This is a genomic window from Halorubrum lipolyticum DSM 21995 (assembly GCF_000337375.1).
In the GTDB taxonomy this organism is placed as follows: Archaea; Halobacteriota; Halobacteria; order Halobacteriales; family Haloferacaceae; genus Halorubrum; species Halorubrum lipolyticum.
This window is the reverse complement of sequence record NZ_AOJG01000041.1, coordinates 110,811-124,881: the sequence shown is the minus strand read 5'-3', so window position 1 is coordinate 124,881 and position 14,071 is coordinate 110,811. Positions and strand designations below refer to the sequence as shown.

Annotated in this window: 14 protein-coding genes; 6 read left to right on the top strand and 8 right to left on the bottom strand. The window is 70.5% G+C overall.

What is annotated here, in order from left to right; genetic code table 11:
- The first annotated feature begins 56 nt into the window (after positions 1–56).
- A complete protein-coding gene (locus C469_RS15230) occupies positions 57–641 on the top strand; it encodes an NAD(P)/FAD-dependent oxidoreductase (RefSeq protein ID WP_049911471.1) in 585 nt (194 codons plus the stop codon).
- A gap of 50 nt (positions 642–691) precedes the next feature.
- Here the strand turns inward: C469_RS15230 and C469_RS15225 are convergent, their stop codons facing one another.
- Complete coding sequence (locus C469_RS15225; RefSeq protein WP_008008194.1) at positions 692–1,969, bottom strand: FAD-dependent oxidoreductase; 1,278 nt, start codon at positions 1,967–1,969, stop codon at positions 692–694.
- A 196-nt stretch (positions 1,970–2,165) separates the two neighbouring features.
- Complete coding sequence (locus tag C469_RS15220; protein WP_008008193.1) at positions 2,166–2,399, bottom strand: YgaP family membrane protein; 234 nt, start codon at positions 2,397–2,399, stop codon at positions 2,166–2,168.
- Positions 2,400–2,482: 83 nt separating this feature from the next.
- Here C469_RS15220 and C469_RS15215 point away from each other — a divergent pair, with 83 nt between their 5' ends.
- On the top strand, positions 2,483–4,375 hold the full coding sequence (locus C469_RS15215) for a S9 family peptidase (RefSeq protein WP_008008192.1): 1,893 nt from the start codon (positions 2,483–2,485) through the stop codon (positions 4,373–4,375).
- A 119-nt stretch (positions 4,376–4,494) separates the two neighbouring features.
- Here C469_RS15215 and C469_RS15210 read toward each other — a convergent pair whose 3' ends face one another.
- The 3 genes from C469_RS15210 to C469_RS15200 all read right to left on the bottom strand — a co-directional run bounded on the left by C469_RS15210 (position 4,495) and on the right by C469_RS15200 (position 6,417).
- Positions 4,495–4,707 carry a hypothetical protein gene (locus tag C469_RS15210; RefSeq protein ID WP_008008191.1) on the bottom strand — a complete coding sequence of 71 codons (213 nt, stop codon included), beginning with the start codon at positions 4,705–4,707 and terminating at the stop codon, positions 4,495–4,497.
- A gap of 273 nt (positions 4,708–4,980) precedes the next feature.
- Positions 4,981–5,853 (bottom strand): sulfurtransferase, encoded by an 873-nt coding sequence (locus C469_RS15205; RefSeq protein WP_008008186.1) that lies wholly within the window; start codon positions 5,851–5,853, stop codon positions 4,981–4,983.
- Positions 5,854–5,991: 138 nt separating this feature from the next.
- Complete coding sequence (locus C469_RS15200) at positions 5,992–6,417, bottom strand: universal stress protein (protein WP_008008184.1); 426 nt, start codon at positions 6,415–6,417, stop codon at positions 5,992–5,994.
- A gap of 204 nt (positions 6,418–6,621) precedes the next feature.
- Here C469_RS15200 and C469_RS15195 point away from each other — a divergent pair, with 204 nt between their 5' ends.
- Complete coding sequence (locus C469_RS15195) at positions 6,622–8,082, top strand: DUF6498-containing protein (protein ID WP_008008182.1); 1,461 nt, start codon at positions 6,622–6,624, stop codon at positions 8,080–8,082.
- A 658-nt stretch (positions 8,083–8,740) separates the two neighbouring features.
- Here the strand turns inward: C469_RS15195 and C469_RS15190 are convergent.
- Positions 8,741–9,928, bottom strand: a complete 1,188-nt coding sequence (locus tag C469_RS15190) for a CBS domain-containing protein (protein WP_008008181.1) — start codon at positions 9,926–9,928, stop codon at positions 8,741–8,743.
- Between the two features lie 109 nt (positions 9,929–10,037).
- On the opposite strand from C469_RS15190, the gene C469_RS15185 reads away from it, so the two are divergent.
- Positions 10,038–10,439, top strand: coding sequence for a cupin domain-containing protein (locus C469_RS15185; RefSeq protein ID WP_008008180.1), 402 nt, complete (start codon positions 10,038–10,040; stop codon positions 10,437–10,439).
- Between the two features lie 19 nt (positions 10,440–10,458).
- On the opposite strand, the gene C469_RS15180 is transcribed toward C469_RS15185, so the two are convergent.
- Together C469_RS15180 and C469_RS15175 are read right to left on the bottom strand one after the other, a co-directional pair.
- Positions 10,459–11,262, bottom strand: coding sequence for a succinylglutamate desuccinylase/aspartoacylase domain-containing protein (locus tag C469_RS15180; protein ID WP_008008179.1), 804 nt, complete (start codon positions 11,260–11,262; stop codon positions 10,459–10,461).
- A 106-nt stretch (positions 11,263–11,368) separates the two neighbouring features.
- Complete coding sequence (locus C469_RS15175; protein WP_008008178.1) at positions 11,369–11,926, bottom strand: DUF309 domain-containing protein; 558 nt, start codon at positions 11,924–11,926, stop codon at positions 11,369–11,371.
- A 125-nt stretch (positions 11,927–12,051) separates the two neighbouring features.
- Between C469_RS15175 and C469_RS15170 the strand changes: the two genes are divergently transcribed.
- The gene (locus tag C469_RS15170; RefSeq protein WP_008008177.1) at positions 12,052–12,945 is read left to right on the top strand and encodes an EamA family transporter; all 894 of its coding nucleotides are present in this window, start codon (positions 12,052–12,054) and stop codon (positions 12,943–12,945) included.
- A gap of 73 nt (positions 12,946–13,018) precedes the next feature.
- Entirely contained in the window at positions 13,019–14,065 is a 1,047-nt protein-coding gene (locus C469_RS15165; RefSeq protein WP_008008170.1) for a PAS domain-containing sensor histidine kinase, read from the top strand.
- The last annotated feature ends 6 nt before the right edge of the window (positions 14,066–14,071 follow it).

Genomic DNA, 14,071 nt, shown 5'->3' with positions numbered 1-14,071 from the left:
ACACCGCTGTCACCGGTTCCGCCAAGCCTTATCGGGCTGCGACCGGAATGGCGACCATGGCAGACGTAGCAATCGTCGGCGGCGGACCGGCCGGGCTCAGCGCGGGACTGTTCACGGGTAAGAACGGGCTCGACACCGTCCTGTTCGACACCGACGGCACGTGGATGCACAAGGCGCACCTGTTCAACTACCCCGGGATCGGCTCGGTCGGCGGCAGCGAGTTCCTCGCGACCGCCCGCCAGCAGGTCGACGACTTCGGGGTCACCCGGAATCAGGGCGAGGAGGTCACCGGAGTCGAGGAGCACGGCGACGGCTTCCTCGTGACGACCGAGGCGGACGAGTACGAGGCCGACTACGTCGTGCTGGCGACGGGCGCGAGCCGGGACCTCGCCGAGTCGCTCGGCTGCGAGTTCGACGGCGACCTCGTCGACGTCGGCGTCTCGATGGAGACGAGCGTCGAGGGCGCCTACGCGACCGGCGCGATGGTCCGCGCCGAGGAGTGGCAGGCGGTCATCTCGGCCGGCGACGGCGCCGCCGCGGCCCTCAACATCCTCTCGAACGAGAAGGGCGAGCACTACCACGACTTCGACGTGCCCGACACCGCGACCTCGGTGTTCGGCGGCCTGATCGACGACGAGTAACGCCCGCTCGCGGTCGCCGCGTTCGCTTTTTTATAAGGGTGTACGACCGGTCAGTCGTCAGCGGCGCCCGCGACGTCCAGATCCGTCGGGTTCGCCCCGCCGTACCGCTCGACGAACACGTCGAGCTCGGCCGGGTCGTCGGCGCCCGGCAGCCGCTCGGCGGCGGTCTCGCACGGCTCGTCGACGCCGAGCCGCTCGCAGACGCGGTCGGCCGTCACCTCGGCCATCTCGCGGTAGGTCGTGAGCTTCCCGCCGACCACGCTGAAGAGGTTCGGCACGCCCTCGTCGCCGTGGTCGATCAGGGTGAAGCCGCGGGAGATTCCCCGTCGGTCGGATCCCGCCTCCTCGGGGGCGTACAGGGGGCGGACGCCCCACCACGTCCGGACCTCCGGTGCGTCGGCGACCGCCGGGAGCATCGCCGCGCACTCCTCGACCGAGCGCTCCACCTCCCAGTCGGCGGTCTCGTAGTCGTCGGGGTCCGAGACGGGGACGCTGGTCGTGCCGAGCACGACCTCGCCGTCGTGCGGCACGACGATGTCGCCGTCGTCCGGGTCGCGACACCGGTTCAACACCGGGCCGAGCCCCCCGTGTTCGACCGAGACCATCACGCCGCGGCTCGGCGCCATCCCGACCTCGACGCCGGCCATGTCGGCGATCCGGTCGGCCCACGCCCCGGTCGCGTTGACGACGTAGTCCGGCTCCAGCGTGTCGTCGACTTCGCCGCCGACCCGGACGCCGACGACTCCGCCCCCGTTCTCGTCTCCATCGGCGATCTCGTCCCCCTCGTCCCCGTCCCCCTCGGCGACCTCGATCCCCTCGACCGGCGCGTGCGGGTACACGTCGGCTCCGTGTCGCTCGGCGTCGGCCGCGTTGGCGGCCACCAGCCGGGAGGGGTAGATCACCCCGTCGGGCACGCGGAACGCCTCGACGACGCGCTCGGAGAGCCCGGGAACCAGCTCCCGGGCCGCGTCGCCGTCGAGCCGCTCGGTCTCGATCCCGACGGCCTCGCAGGCGTCCAGCTTCTCCTCGAAGTAGTCGGCGTCGTCGTCGGCCAGCCGGACGAACAGCCCGCCCGTCTCGCGCACGCACTCGCCCGCGATCTCCCGGAGCGTCCGGTTCTCGGTCAGGCACTCCGCGGCGCCCGGCGCGTCGGCTTCGGCGTACCGAGCCCCGCTGTGAAGCAGCCCGTGCGAGCGACCCGAGGTCCCGCTCGCGAGGCCGCCCCGGTCGACGAGGGTCACGTCGACCCCCCGGAGCGCGAGGTCTCGGGCGATCCCGGTCCCGGTCGCGCCGCCGCCGATCACGAGGACGGTCGAGCCGTCGCTCACGAACGCTCACCTCGGACACCCGCGAACCGGGCGACGAAAGCGCACACGCGGTCGGTCGGTCGGCGTTGGATCCTCATGTGAGACGTTACGACCACACACACTTGAGAGTGCCGTCGGCGGCGGTCTCGAAACGCCGGAAAACACAGGCTCTCGGACCGCTATCGCGTCGATCGGACGGGGACGATCGGCCGCCGCGCTATCGCGACTCGCCCGCCGGCGCCGGACACGTGTCGACGCCGAGGAGGGCGTAGAGCCCGCAGGTGCCGGTCGCCGCGGTGCCGAGCATGAGAAGCGCGGCGACCCCGAGCACGGGCGCGAGGAGTTCGGGGAGCGGCACCGCGCCGCCGAGGGTTCCGAGCGAGGCGATCCCGAGGACCGCTCCGAGGGCGATTCTGACGCGCTTGTCCGCCGCACCGACGTTCTGTTGCATACATCACAATACAACACACAACCGTAAATACGTTTGCACGGCCGGGAAAGCTTGAAGACGACACGCCCGCCGTTTGCGATCGGATGTCTGACACAGACGACGTGCTCCGCGAGCTCGCCTCCCTCCCGACGATCGCGAGCCCGCGGGTGTCCCCCGACGGCGAGACGATAGCCCTCTACTACGACGTGACCGGGCGCAACGAGCTCCACCTCCTCGATCCGAGCGACGGGTCGCTGAACCAGTTGAGCGACGGCGAGGTCCCGCGCTCGGTGCGCGCCGGATTCGAGTGGGACCCGACCGGCGACCGGATCTTCTACCACCGCGACGACGACGGCGACGAGCAGCACGACGTGTGGGCGATGTCGCTCGACGGCGAGAGCGAGCCGGTCGTCGAGACGGACGGCCAGACCCACCTGTTCGACGTCGGCGAGGACGGCGAGACGCTGCTGTTCGGCTCCACCCGCGACGGGCAGATGAACCTCTACCGGCACGACCTCCCGAGCGGCGAGACCGGGAAGCTCACCGACTACGAGCGCGCCGCCGGCTCGGGCCACCTGTCGCCCGCCGGCGACCGGATCGCCTACTCGACGAACGAGACGGACGCCTACGAGAACAGCGACGTGTACGTCGCCGACGCCGACGGCTCGAACCCTCGGAACCTGCGGATCGGCGAGACGGGCGCCGAGGCGCGGCCCGTCGACTGGGGGCCCAAGGGCGACCGACTCCTCGTGAGCGACAACGCCACCGACCTCGGTCGGAGCGGGATCGTCGACCTCGCCGAGGGGGTCGACGACGCGACGGTGACCTGGTTCGGCGGCGACGAGTTCGAGGAGTCGCCGAGCCACTTCCTCGAAGACGGCGCCCGCTTCGTCGCGAGCCGGACGCGCGGGGCCGTCACGGTCCCGGTCGTCTACGACGTCGAGACGAGCGAGTCGCGCGAGCTGGAGTTCCCGGCGGGCGTCGCCAGCGTGGCGGACGGTCGGCTCGGTGACGACCGCCTCCTCGCGTACCGGACCACGTCGAGCCGGCGGCCCGAACTGGTCGCGTACGACCTCGCGAGCGACGCGACGGAGACAGTTCTCGACGCCGAGTACGGGCCGTTCGCCCCCGACGACTTCGTCGAGCCCGAGACGGTCTCGTTCGCCTCCGACGGCGTCCCCGAGACCCCGGCGCGCGCGGTCGACCACGACCCCTCCGAGGAGTTCGAGATCGACGGGCTGCTGTTCGACTCCGGACGCCGCCCCTCGCCGCTGATCGTCAATCCGCACGGCGGTCCGCGACACCACGACATGCGGCGGTTCAGCTACCGGGTCCAGTTCCTGCTCTCGCGAGGCTATTCGGTGTTACAGGTGAACTACCGCGGTTCCACGGGACGCGGTCGCGAGTTCGTCGAGGAGCTGTACGACGACTGGGGCGGCGCCGAGCAGGGCGACGTGGCGACCGGCGCCGAGCACGTCCTCGACGAGTACGACTGGCTCGACGAGGACCGCGTCGTCGTCTACGGCGGCTCCTACGGCGGCTACTCCGCGAACTGGCAGCTGGTCCAGTACCCCGGCCTGTACGACGCCGGGATCGCGTGGGTCGGCGTGAGCGACCTCTTCGACATGTACGAGAACACGATGCCGCACTTCCGGACGGAGCTCATGGTGAAGAACCTCGGCGAGCCCGACGCCAACGAGGCCCTCTACCGCGAGCGCAGCCCCGTGACCCACGTCGCGAATCTGGACGCGCCCCTCCTGATCGTCCACGGCGTCAACGACCCGCGGGTGCCGGTCTCGCAGGCGCGCATCCTCCGCGACGCGCTCGCCGACGCCGGCTTCGAGGAGGGCGTCGACTACGAGTACGAGGAGCTCGGCGAGGAGGGGCACGGTTCCGGCGACATCGACCAGAAGATCCGGTCGCTGGAGCTGCTCGACGACTTCCTCGACCGCCGGATCGGCGCGGAGCGGACCGCCGTCGCGTCGCTGGACGACTGAGCCGCCGGACGTTCAGTGACGCCGGACGTTCGGTGCCGCCGAAGCCCTCGACGGTAGAGGTGGCTCTCGATCTGACGGGGGTCCCACGCGCCGTACCGCCCGGAACCGAGCCAAACCAGTCACCCGACGAGCAGTTCGATCGAGCCCAAAAACGCCATCCCGATCCCGACGACGCGCGTGAGCGTCACTTTCCACTCCGCGGGTTCGACATCCGACCAGGACCGCTTGCTCCCGATCGAATCTATCTGCTCTTCGAACCGTGCGAACTGGTACGGCCAGGCGGCGTGTGGAATCCCGACCGCGAGGAGGAAGAGCGCGAGTGCGAGGGACACACCGGTGCCCGTGTGAGAGCGGTAATAGGTTTTCTGGAACTCTCTCAACCCCCTCTCCCTCGTATCACTCTTTATAAAGGATTGTCGCGGCCGCTCACGAGTATTTAAACACCGGATCGCCGCCGCCGAGCCGTCCGCTCTCGCGGTCGATCGAGAGGCGGTCTTCGCCGAGTCGTCGCGTCCGCCTCGGGCGGCGGTCCGTCCGGTGAATCGGGCCTCACCGGACTCGGTTGTTTAAAAAGACGAGCGGATCTCAGCGGCCGCGAAATCTCCTTACTCGCCCGTCTCGATCGGCGCGCCGACGAGGTTCCCCCACTCGGTCCACGAGCCGTCGTAGTTGCGGACGTCGTCGTAGCCGAGCAGCTCGTGCAGGAGGAACCACTCGATCGACGAGCGCTCGCCGACGCGGCAGTAGGCGATCGTCGACTCGTCGCCGTCGACGCCGGCGGCCGAGTACAGCTCGCGGAGCTCGTCCGCGCTCTTGAACGTGCCGTCCTCGTTCAGGGTGGTCCCGATCGGGACGTTGCTCGCGCCGGGGATGTGGCCGCCGCGCTGGGCGGTCTCGTTGAGGCCCTCGGGGGCGATGACCTCGCCGGAGAACTCCTCGGGGGAGCGCACGTCGACCATCGGGAGCCCCTCTTCGATGGCGTTGTCGATGTCGTCTTTGTACGCGCGGACGCTCTCGAAGGGACCGCGGGCCACGTACTCGCGCGGCGTGAAGTCGGGCTCCTCGGTCGTGAGCGGGTAGTCGTTCTCGACCCAGTACCCCTTTCCGCCGTCGATCACGCGCACGTCGTCGTGGCCGTAGTACTTGTAGATCCAGTAGCCGAACAGCGCGAACCAGTTGGGGACGCGGCCGCCGCCGTACACGACGACCGTCGTGTCGGCCTCGATGCCGGCGTCGCCGTTTCGGGCCGCGAAGTCCTCCTTCGAGACGATGTCGCGCTCGGTCTCGTCGGTGAAGACCTCGTCCCACTCGAAGTTCAGCGCGCCCGGGATGTGTCCCTCCTCGTAGGGCGTGTACTCCGACTCGTCGGTGACGGTCGGATTGTTGATCTCGACGAGCCGGTACGCGGGGTCGTCGCTCTCGAACTGCTCGAGGTTCGATTCCACCCAGTCCGCCGTGACGAGTACGTCTTCTGCCATCACCCGTAATAGGGCACAACACGGCTTTGAAGGACCGATAATGGCGGTTCTTTCCGGCGCCTGTGACGCCGGTGGTCCCCTCCAGAGCGGCGAGAACGGAGGGTACGGGCCGCCGCGGTCAGGTTTGACGGCTGACAGCTACCGGATCACCGTCACGGGCACGTCGGCCTTGTCGACGACGCTCTTCGCGACGCTGCCGACGACCTGCTCGCGCTCCTCGCTCAGCCCGCGGTGGCCGACGTAGATGGCGTCGACGGCCTCCTCGTCGGCGTAATTCGTGATCGCGTCGGCGGGGCGACCGGTGAGCAGCTGCGTCCGCACGTCGATCGGCTCGTCGCCGACCGCCTCCTCGGCGACCGCGCGGGCGTTCTCTAAGACGCCCTGTCCCGCGTCGACGGCGGCCTCCTCCCCCGGGAGGATGATCGTCCCGTCGACCAGTTCCGAGTCCGGCGTCAACACGTGGGCGATCTCGAGCGTCTCGTAGAACGCGACCGCCTGCCGCGCGGCGTATCGGACCGCTTCGTCGCTCTCCGTCGACCCGTCGGTTGCAACGAGATAGCTCATACCCGGAGATGGCGCCGGTACCTACATAACTCCTGTCCGCGGTTCCCGGGTCGTGAGGGAGTGAGGCCGCTCCCTGACGCGGAGCGTACCAATGAACGTGTCCGCGAGTCGACCCGCGGGTCGACCCGTGAGTCGGTTCCGCGGGCCGATCCGCGTTCACCGGTGCTTATAAACACGGCCGGTCGTTTCGGAAAACGACGACGGATGCCCTCCATCGCTCACCGCGGCCGCCGGAGTCCCTCCGGTGCCACCGGGTTCCTCCCCGTCCTGCTCGCCAACCTGATCCCGCTCGTCGGCGTGTTTCGCCTCGGCTGGGACCCCGCGACGCTCGCCGCGGTGTACGCGATCGAAGTCGTGCTGTCGATCCCGATGGCGGGCGCGACGGCGCTGTTCGCGGCCAGTCCGCCCGCCGAGGACCGCGAGTCGGGCGTCATCAGCGTCACGGAGACACCGCTGGCGAGCAAACGCGGCGCGTTCCGCCCGGTCTCGTGGCTCCCCCCGGTCTACCCCCGAAACCTCCCGTTCGCGGCGGCCGTCTGCGGCGCGACCGCGTGGATCGCGCTGTTCGTCGGCGTCACGTTCTCGCAGGCGTTCGACGTGCCGGCCCTGCTCGGTCGTCCGACCGTCCTCGCGTCGGCGCTCGCGCTCCTCGCGGGGCAAGCGGTCGAGGCCGCCCGCGACTACTTCGGCCGACGGCGGTACGCGGAGACCTCGCCGTACGCGGTCGTGGAAACCCCGACGAGGCGGGGGGTCTTCCTGCTGTTCGTCCTGTTCGCGCTCCCGCCGCTCCACGCCGCAGGCGGCGGGGTCGCCGTGCTCGCCGCCTTCGTCGCGGCCAAGCTCGTCGTCGAGTGGTCGGCGTTCCGGACGGCTCACGGCGACGACGCCAGCGGTGGCGGCCGACTCACCGACTGGCTCTCCGGTCCGACCGAGTCGCCCGAGGACCCGGAGCCGATCGCGGTTCCCGACGCCGAACCGGACGCCCGGATCCCGGTTCATCGCCGGACCGCCGTCGCCACCGCCGTTCTGAAGACGCTCGTCGGCGTCGCCCCGGTCTACGCGACCGGCTTCCTCGTCGCGTGGATCGCCGCTTTCGGGCTGTTCGTCGGCGGGGACCCGTCCGGTGCCGTCGTCCGCTGGTCCGCGGTCGCCCTCTCCGCGTTGTACCTCGGCGCGCTCGCCGCGAGCGCCGCCGGGTTCGCGCTCGCCTACGCGCCGATCGAGTACCGGCGGTACGGCGACCGGCTGGTCGCGTACGACGCGTGGCTCGACGAACCGCAGTGGGCGGCCTCGGTCGACCGTCTCCGCGGGGCGAGCGTGGTTCACACCCGGCTCCCGGACCGCGCGTTCGACGCGACGACCGTCGAGCTCACCGCCGGCGTCGGCGACGACGAGACGGAGCGGGTCGTCGGTCCCGTCGCCGACGGGGAGGCGCTCGCGTCGGCGTTCGACCTCCCGGTCCGCTCGACCGACCTGCCGGCGATGGACCGCCCGATCGCCGCGGTCGCGGTCGCTGTCGGGCTCGCGCTCGCGGCCGGCGCCGTCGCGTTGATCGCCGGTCCGTGGGGCTCCTCGGCCGATGTCGTACGGGTCTTCTTCCTGCTGCCGTTCGCCGTCTGGTCGGTACGATGGCTGTGGCGGCAGGCGTACGACGAGCCGGAGTGAACAGATCCGGTGACACGCTCAAAATACCGCTTCTACACGATTGCAGCCGGTGAGGGGACTGTGGCGAGCGATTACGGGAGTGGGTATAGCGAGTTGGGTGAGTGGTTGTTTATACGCGACCGAGTGGTGTTGCTGTCGGCTATTTATAAGGGTACGGCGATACTGCGGTGACGACCTCCAAAGCCCCAGTCGCCGAGGGCGGCGCACGCTCGCTGCGCGCTTCAGTCGCTCGTTTCACTCGCTCCTNCGATACTGCGGTGACGACCTCCAAAGCCCCAGTCGCCGAGGGCGGCGCACGCTCGCTGCGCGCTTCAGTCGCTCGTTTCACTCGCTCCTTGCAGTGCTTACGTCACCTGCGCCGCCCTCGGCGACTGCCCCTTTGAGTCCCACCCATCTGCAACCGCACGACCTCAGGCCTCCCCAGCCTCGTCGGCCGGCCTCCGCTTCGCTCCGGCCGGCCGACTCCCTCGCGGGCTGGCTCGCGGCCGCCGATGGCGGCCGCTCGCAGGCGCGCCACCGCCGTTCACTTATAAACGATCGTCGCCGTCGCTCACAGTTGCTTAAATACCCTATCGCCGTCACCGATCTGCAATACCCACTCCCGCTATCGATCAAGGGCGTCCGCTAGCGATCGTCTATGGACCGGCGCTCTCGGACCTCAGAACAGGCCGGGACCTCCCTCGGGCTGCTGTCGGCGTCCGCTGATGACGCTCGGGGTGCCGCCCGTCTGGATGATGTTGAACGCGGTCATCAGGTCCGAGCGGGAGATGAGTCCGACCAGCTCGTCGTTCCGGTCGACGACCGGGAGCCGGCCGACGCCGTTCTCCTGCATCGTCTGGAGCGCGGTCATCGCGTCGACCTCCGGACCGACGCCGACCACCTCGCTCTCCATCACGTCCGCGACTTGGTAGGCGTCGCGCTCGACCTCCCGGATCGACCGGGCGTCCTCGAGGGTCACCATCCCGACGAGGTCGTCCCCGTGGAGCACGGGGTAGCCGGTGTGGCGCTCCTCGAACATCCGACTCATCAGCTCCGCCACCGAGGTGTCCTCGGTGACGACGTGGAGGTCCTCGCGGCGGGTCATCACGTCGGCGACGGTGACGTCCTCGAAGGCGGCCTTCAGGGTCGTCTGCTGGGCCTCGCCGGAGGCGGCGATGTAGATGAAGAAGGCCAACACGATGAGCAGGAGCTGGAAGGAGAAGAGCCCGATCAGTCCCATGAAGAAGGCGAATATCTTCCCGATCGTGGCGGCGCGCTGGGTCGCCTGCGCGTGCGGCTGGTTCCGCGCGAGGAGCGCCCGGAGGACGCGCCCGCCGTCCATCGGGAAGGCCGGGAGCATGTTGAACACCGCGAGCACGATGTTCAACAGCGCGAGGTAGCCGAAGACGAACAAGACCGCGTTCGATCCGACCGGCGCGAGCACGAACACGCCGTAACAGACGAGCCCGACCGCGACGCTGACGACCGGTCCCGCGATCGCGATCCAGAACTCGTGTTTCCAGTCCTCGGGGAACTCGGTGAAGCTGGCGAGCCCGCCGAGCAGCCACAGGGTGATCGACTCGATCTCGTAGCCGTACCGCATGGCGACGATCGAGTGGCCGAACTCGTGGAGGAGGACGCCGCCGAACAGCCCGAGTGCGGCCGCGAGCCCGAGCGCCCACGGCGTGAGTCCCCCGGCGAGTGCGCCCGGGTTGATGATCTCGGCACCGAGTGCCGTGTTCATCGTCTCGGCGATCATCCCGACCTGCGAGCCGATGAGGTAGGCGAAGAGCGGCAACACGATCAGGAACGTCCAGTTGAGCCTGACCGGGATCCCCAGCGCCGTCCCGATCTTGATTCCACGCATACCCGCGGATTAGGCGGGTGGGTGGTTAAACGTCCGGGCGACGGTGGGGCGGCGTCGCGTACTCCCGACTCCCCGTCGTTTATAAGGCGCCGGCCGGCGATCGGCCGGTATGCGCGACACCACCGACGACGCGACGACGGCCGGCGAGCCGGCTCCCGTCGTGAAGCGCGGCGACGAGATCGACTCCGAGGCGGTCGACGCCGCCGACGGCCTCCGGAAGAGCGTCCTCCTCGACGAGTCGGACGGCGCCCCGAACTTCGCGATGCGGCGGTTCGACCTCGCGGCCGGCGCCGCGGTCCCGCGGCACACGAACGCGGTCGAACACGAGCAGTACGTGCTCTCCGGCGAGTACGTCGTCGGGATCGGCGAGGAGGAGCACGTGGTGGGTCCCGGCGACGCCCTCCTCATCCCGGCGGGGGTCGAGCACTGGTACCGGAACGAGAGCGAGGAGCCGGGGGCGTTCCTCTGCGTCGTGCCGAACGGCGACGACGAGATCGAGCTGGTCGAGTAGCTCGTCTCCCTCCCGTCGCTCACTCGATCGTCCCGACACGGTCCGCGACGTAACCGAACTGGTCGCGGTAGCCGTACGGCGACAGCAGCACGGGGTAGAAGGGATCGTCGGCGCGGAGCTGCTCGTCGCCGGCGGCCGCGAACGCCTCGCCGGCCTCGACGCGCTCGAAGTTGCGCGCGAACACCTCGTACGTCTCGGCGCTCGGCTTGGGGATCCGTTCGCGGAGCCGGAACACCGCCACGTCCTCGCGCCCGCCGGCGTCGACCACGCTCTCCGCGCCGGGCGCCGGGACGACGCCGGTCGCGGCCAAAAACGCCCGGGAGAGCCAGTAGGCGTTGTCTGCGGCGCCGTCGGAGCCCTGCAGCCCGGCCTCCACCTCGAGCGTGTGCGGGTGTTCGATGAGCCGCCCCTCGGTGAACGCGTCCGTCTGGATCACGGCGTCGACCGGGAGGTGCGGGGCGACCGCGCGGGCGACCTCGTCCATCGAGTCGACGACGGCGAACGGCTCGGCGTACGACTGCGTCGAGTGGATCGCGAGCGTGGAGCAGCCGTCGAGCGCGTCGAGCAGCTCGGCGGCGAGCCGCACCTCGTGTGCCTCCGCGTCCGGGTCGCCGGGGAACGACCGGTTGAGGTCGGCGTCGAGGTAGCGCGCCCCGGCGTCGAGCGCCGCCTCGTTGGCGACGATCAGCCGCACCGGGCGCTCCACGTCGAGGTCGGCGTCGATGAGCCGTCGGACCGCGCGGGCGCCGCAGGGCTCGTCGCCGTGGATCGCGCCGACGACCGCGACCTCCGGCTCCCCCTCGCCCAGATCGTGAACGTCCATACCTCCGAGAGAAGCCGCGCCGATAAGTGGCGTTCGGATCCGGAGCGCGGCTCGGCTCCGCTCGTCGATTCGCGTTCCCTCTCCGACTCGATGTCCTTTCCCCGGCTCAGTGTGCCTCGTCGAGCGCCTCCGCGTACTCGTAGTCGGCGGGGTACGCCTCGGGTCGGGCGCCGTCGATGGCGATCGTCCACCCGTCGATCGCGGTCGGGTCGCCGAGCGCGGCCCGGAGCGTCGCCCGGACGTCGTCGACGTCGACGCCGTAGAAGTCGCCCGGGAGCCCCCGGAGGTACTCCAGCGCGGTCTCGAACAGCGACCGCATCCCGTCGTCGTTCTCGAAGTCCACGCGCTTGTACGCCCCGGCCGCGACCTGCACCATCCCGTGGAGGAACGCCGACTCGGCGGTGCCGCTGCCGTAGTTGTACCACTCGTCTTCGAAGCAGTCGTGCGACTCGTGGTACGCGCCGGCGTTGAACAGCCGGACCCCGTGCTCGGTCGCCCGCCGGAGGGTGGCGTGCTCCCAGTGGCCCCCGGCGATCCGCGCGTCGGCGCTGGGTCCCCCGTCGTCCGCGTCGTCCTCGCCCGTCGGTCCCTCGTCCGCCGCGTGCCACCCGGTCGGATTCCCGAGCGGCGGGGCGACGCCGGGGTCACGGGTGTGCTCGTCCATGGGAGCGCGTCGCGCCCGCAGCGACCTAACCGTTTCGCGGGGGCGGCGAGCGGAGCCGACCCGCGGCGACCGACCCCGCGGCCGGATCGAACGCTTCTTTCCCCCACCGATCGTCGGGTCGGTCAATGGACGCCGGTCTCCTCTCCGCGATCGGCGCCGCGATCGTCTGGGGGGTCTACATCTTCGTGCTCAAGCGCTCGTTCTCGGGGTACCCGCCCGCCGGGCTCACGGTGCTGATCAACGCCTCGGCGATCGCGTGGTTCCTCCCCGTCACCCTCGCCACGAACGACCTCTCTCCCGACGGAACCGGTGGCGTCGTCCGGGCGGCGGCCGGCGTGGACCCCGCCGCCGTCGCCGTCGTCGCCGTGACCGCGGTGGCGACCGCGGCCGCGTTCGTCCTCTTCCTCCGAGCGATCGAGAGCGGCGACGTCTCGTACGTGACCCCGATCAACAAGGTCGTCCCGATGTTCGTGCTCCCGCTCGAGGTCCTGCTGCTCGGGGAGGTGCTCGCGCCGATACAGGTGGCCGGCGTCGTCGTCGCCACCGCCGCGGTGTACGTCGCGAACTACGAGCCCGGGAGCCTGCTCGCGCCGCTGGTCAGCGCCGTTCACTCGCGGCCCGCCCAGCTCGCCCTGGTGAGCGCGGCGTGTTACGCCGTCGCCGACCTCGGGAAGCGGGTGGCGCTCCAGGAGCTCGCGATTCCCGGGACGCTGTGGGTGCCGCTGCTGCTCACGGGCGCCGGGCTCGTCCTGTTGCCCGCCGCGATCCGGAATCCACCGACCGTGACGCGCAGCGACGCGCCGAAGTTCGTCGCCGGCGGCGCCCTGGTCGCGCTCGGCGAACACCTGACCACGGTCGCGTTCGCGGCGCTGCCCGCGAGCGTCGCCTCCCCGGTGATCAACACGCAGGCCATCGTCGCCGTCATGCTCGGCGGGATCGTCCTCGGCGAGCGCTACTTCCGGGTCCGGCTCGTCGCCGCCCTCCTCGCGGTCGTCGGCGTCGGGATGATCGCGCTGTGACCCGATTTCCGCCCTCGTCCCGGCCCCGCGACCGACCCGCAAAACACGTCACGCGGGGGTGCGAAGACGACGTATGAACCGCGACGAGGGCTCCGATCCGGCGGCGCACGCCGAGTCGGTCGTCGCCGCGCTCGGCGACGGCGCGTACGTCCTCGACCCCGACCGGAACCGCGTGTTCGTCAACGACCGGCTCCGGGACGTGACGGGGTTCTCAGACGACGTCCTTCTCGGAGAGCACCCCGAGCGCGTCGTCGCGGAGGGGTACTGGAACGCCGACACGGGCGAGCGCTACCGCGAGGCGGTCGAACGCGTCCTCGCCGGCGAGGCGGACGACGAGCGGGTCCAGCTCACGACGACGCTCGGCGACGGCAGCGACGTGACCACCGAGACGCGACTGACGCCGATCGAACGCGACGGCGACGTCGTCGGCGCGGTCGGGGTCATCCGCGACATCACCGATCGGGTCGAGCGCGAGCGCGAACTGGAGCGCCTCAACGAGCGGCTCGAACGACTCGCGGGGTTCCTCTCGCACGACCTCAAGAACCCGCTCTCCGTCGCGCGCGGGTACCTGACGCTGGCCCGCGACACGGGGGACCTCGACCGGCTCGACCCCGCGGAGGACGCGCTCGACCGGATCGAGACGCTGATCGACGAGGCGCTCGTGATGGCCAGAGACCCCGAGACGATCGAGGTCGATCGCGGACCGGTCGACCTCGGGGCGCTCGCGACCGACTGCTGGGAGTCGGGCGACTTCGGCGACCCGCCGGCGGGCGCGACGCTCACTGTCGAGGAGGCCGGGTCGGTCGCGGCCGACCGCGACCTGCTCCGGCGGGCGCTCGGAAACCTGATCGGGAACGCGTTCGACCACGCCGGCGACGCGCCCGCGGTCCGGGTCGGCGTCGACGACCGCGGGGTCTACGTCGCCGACGACGGCTCGGGACTCGACGCCGACGAGCGCGACGCGGCGACCGAGTTCGGCGTCTCGAACGGCGGCGGCACGGGGATCGGACTCGCCATCGTCGAGCGTGTCGCGGCCGCGCACGGTTGGACGGTCGAAATCGGCGAGTCGGCCGACGGCGGGTTCGAGGCACGGCTCGTCGGCGCGGAACCGACGACGTAAAGGGGT

Coding starts and splice junctions, on each gene's coding strand:
- C469_RS15175 (WP_008008178.1), bottom strand. CDS start 11,926: ATGGACGAGCACACCCGTGACCCCGGCGTCGCCCCGCCGCTCGGGAAT.
- C469_RS15200 (WP_008008184.1), bottom strand. CDS start 6,417: ATGAGCTATCTCGTTGCAACCGACGGGTCGACGGAGAGCGACGAAGCG.
- C469_RS15215 (WP_008008192.1), top strand. CDS start 2,483: ATGTCTGACACAGACGACGTGCTCCGCGAGCTCGCCTCCCTCCCGACG.
- C469_RS15185 (WP_008008180.1), top strand. CDS start 10,038: ATGCGCGACACCACCGACGACGCGACGACGGCCGGCGAGCCGGCTCCC.
- C469_RS15230 (WP_049911471.1), top strand. CDS start 57: ATGGCAGACGTAGCAATCGTCGGCGGCGGACCGGCCGGGCTCAGCGCG.
- C469_RS15165 (WP_008008170.1), top strand. CDS start 13,019: ATGAACCGCGACGAGGGCTCCGATCCGGCGGCGCACGCCGAGTCGGTC.
- C469_RS15180 (WP_008008179.1), bottom strand. CDS start 11,262: ATGGACGTTCACGATCTGGGCGAGGGGGAGCCGGAGGTCGCGGTCGTC.
- C469_RS15220 (WP_008008193.1), bottom strand. CDS start 2,399: ATGCAACAGAACGTCGGTGCGGCGGACAAGCGCGTCAGAATCGCCCTC.
- C469_RS15195 (WP_008008182.1), top strand. CDS start 6,622: ATGCCCTCCATCGCTCACCGCGGCCGCCGGAGTCCCTCCGGTGCCACC.
- C469_RS15170 (WP_008008177.1), top strand. CDS start 12,052: ATGGACGCCGGTCTCCTCTCCGCGATCGGCGCCGCGATCGTCTGGGGG.
- C469_RS15205 (WP_008008186.1), bottom strand. CDS start 5,853: ATGGCAGAAGACGTACTCGTCACGGCGGACTGGGTGGAATCGAACCTC.
- C469_RS15190 (WP_008008181.1), bottom strand. CDS start 9,928: ATGCGTGGAATCAAGATCGGGACGGCGCTGGGGATCCCGGTCAGGCTC.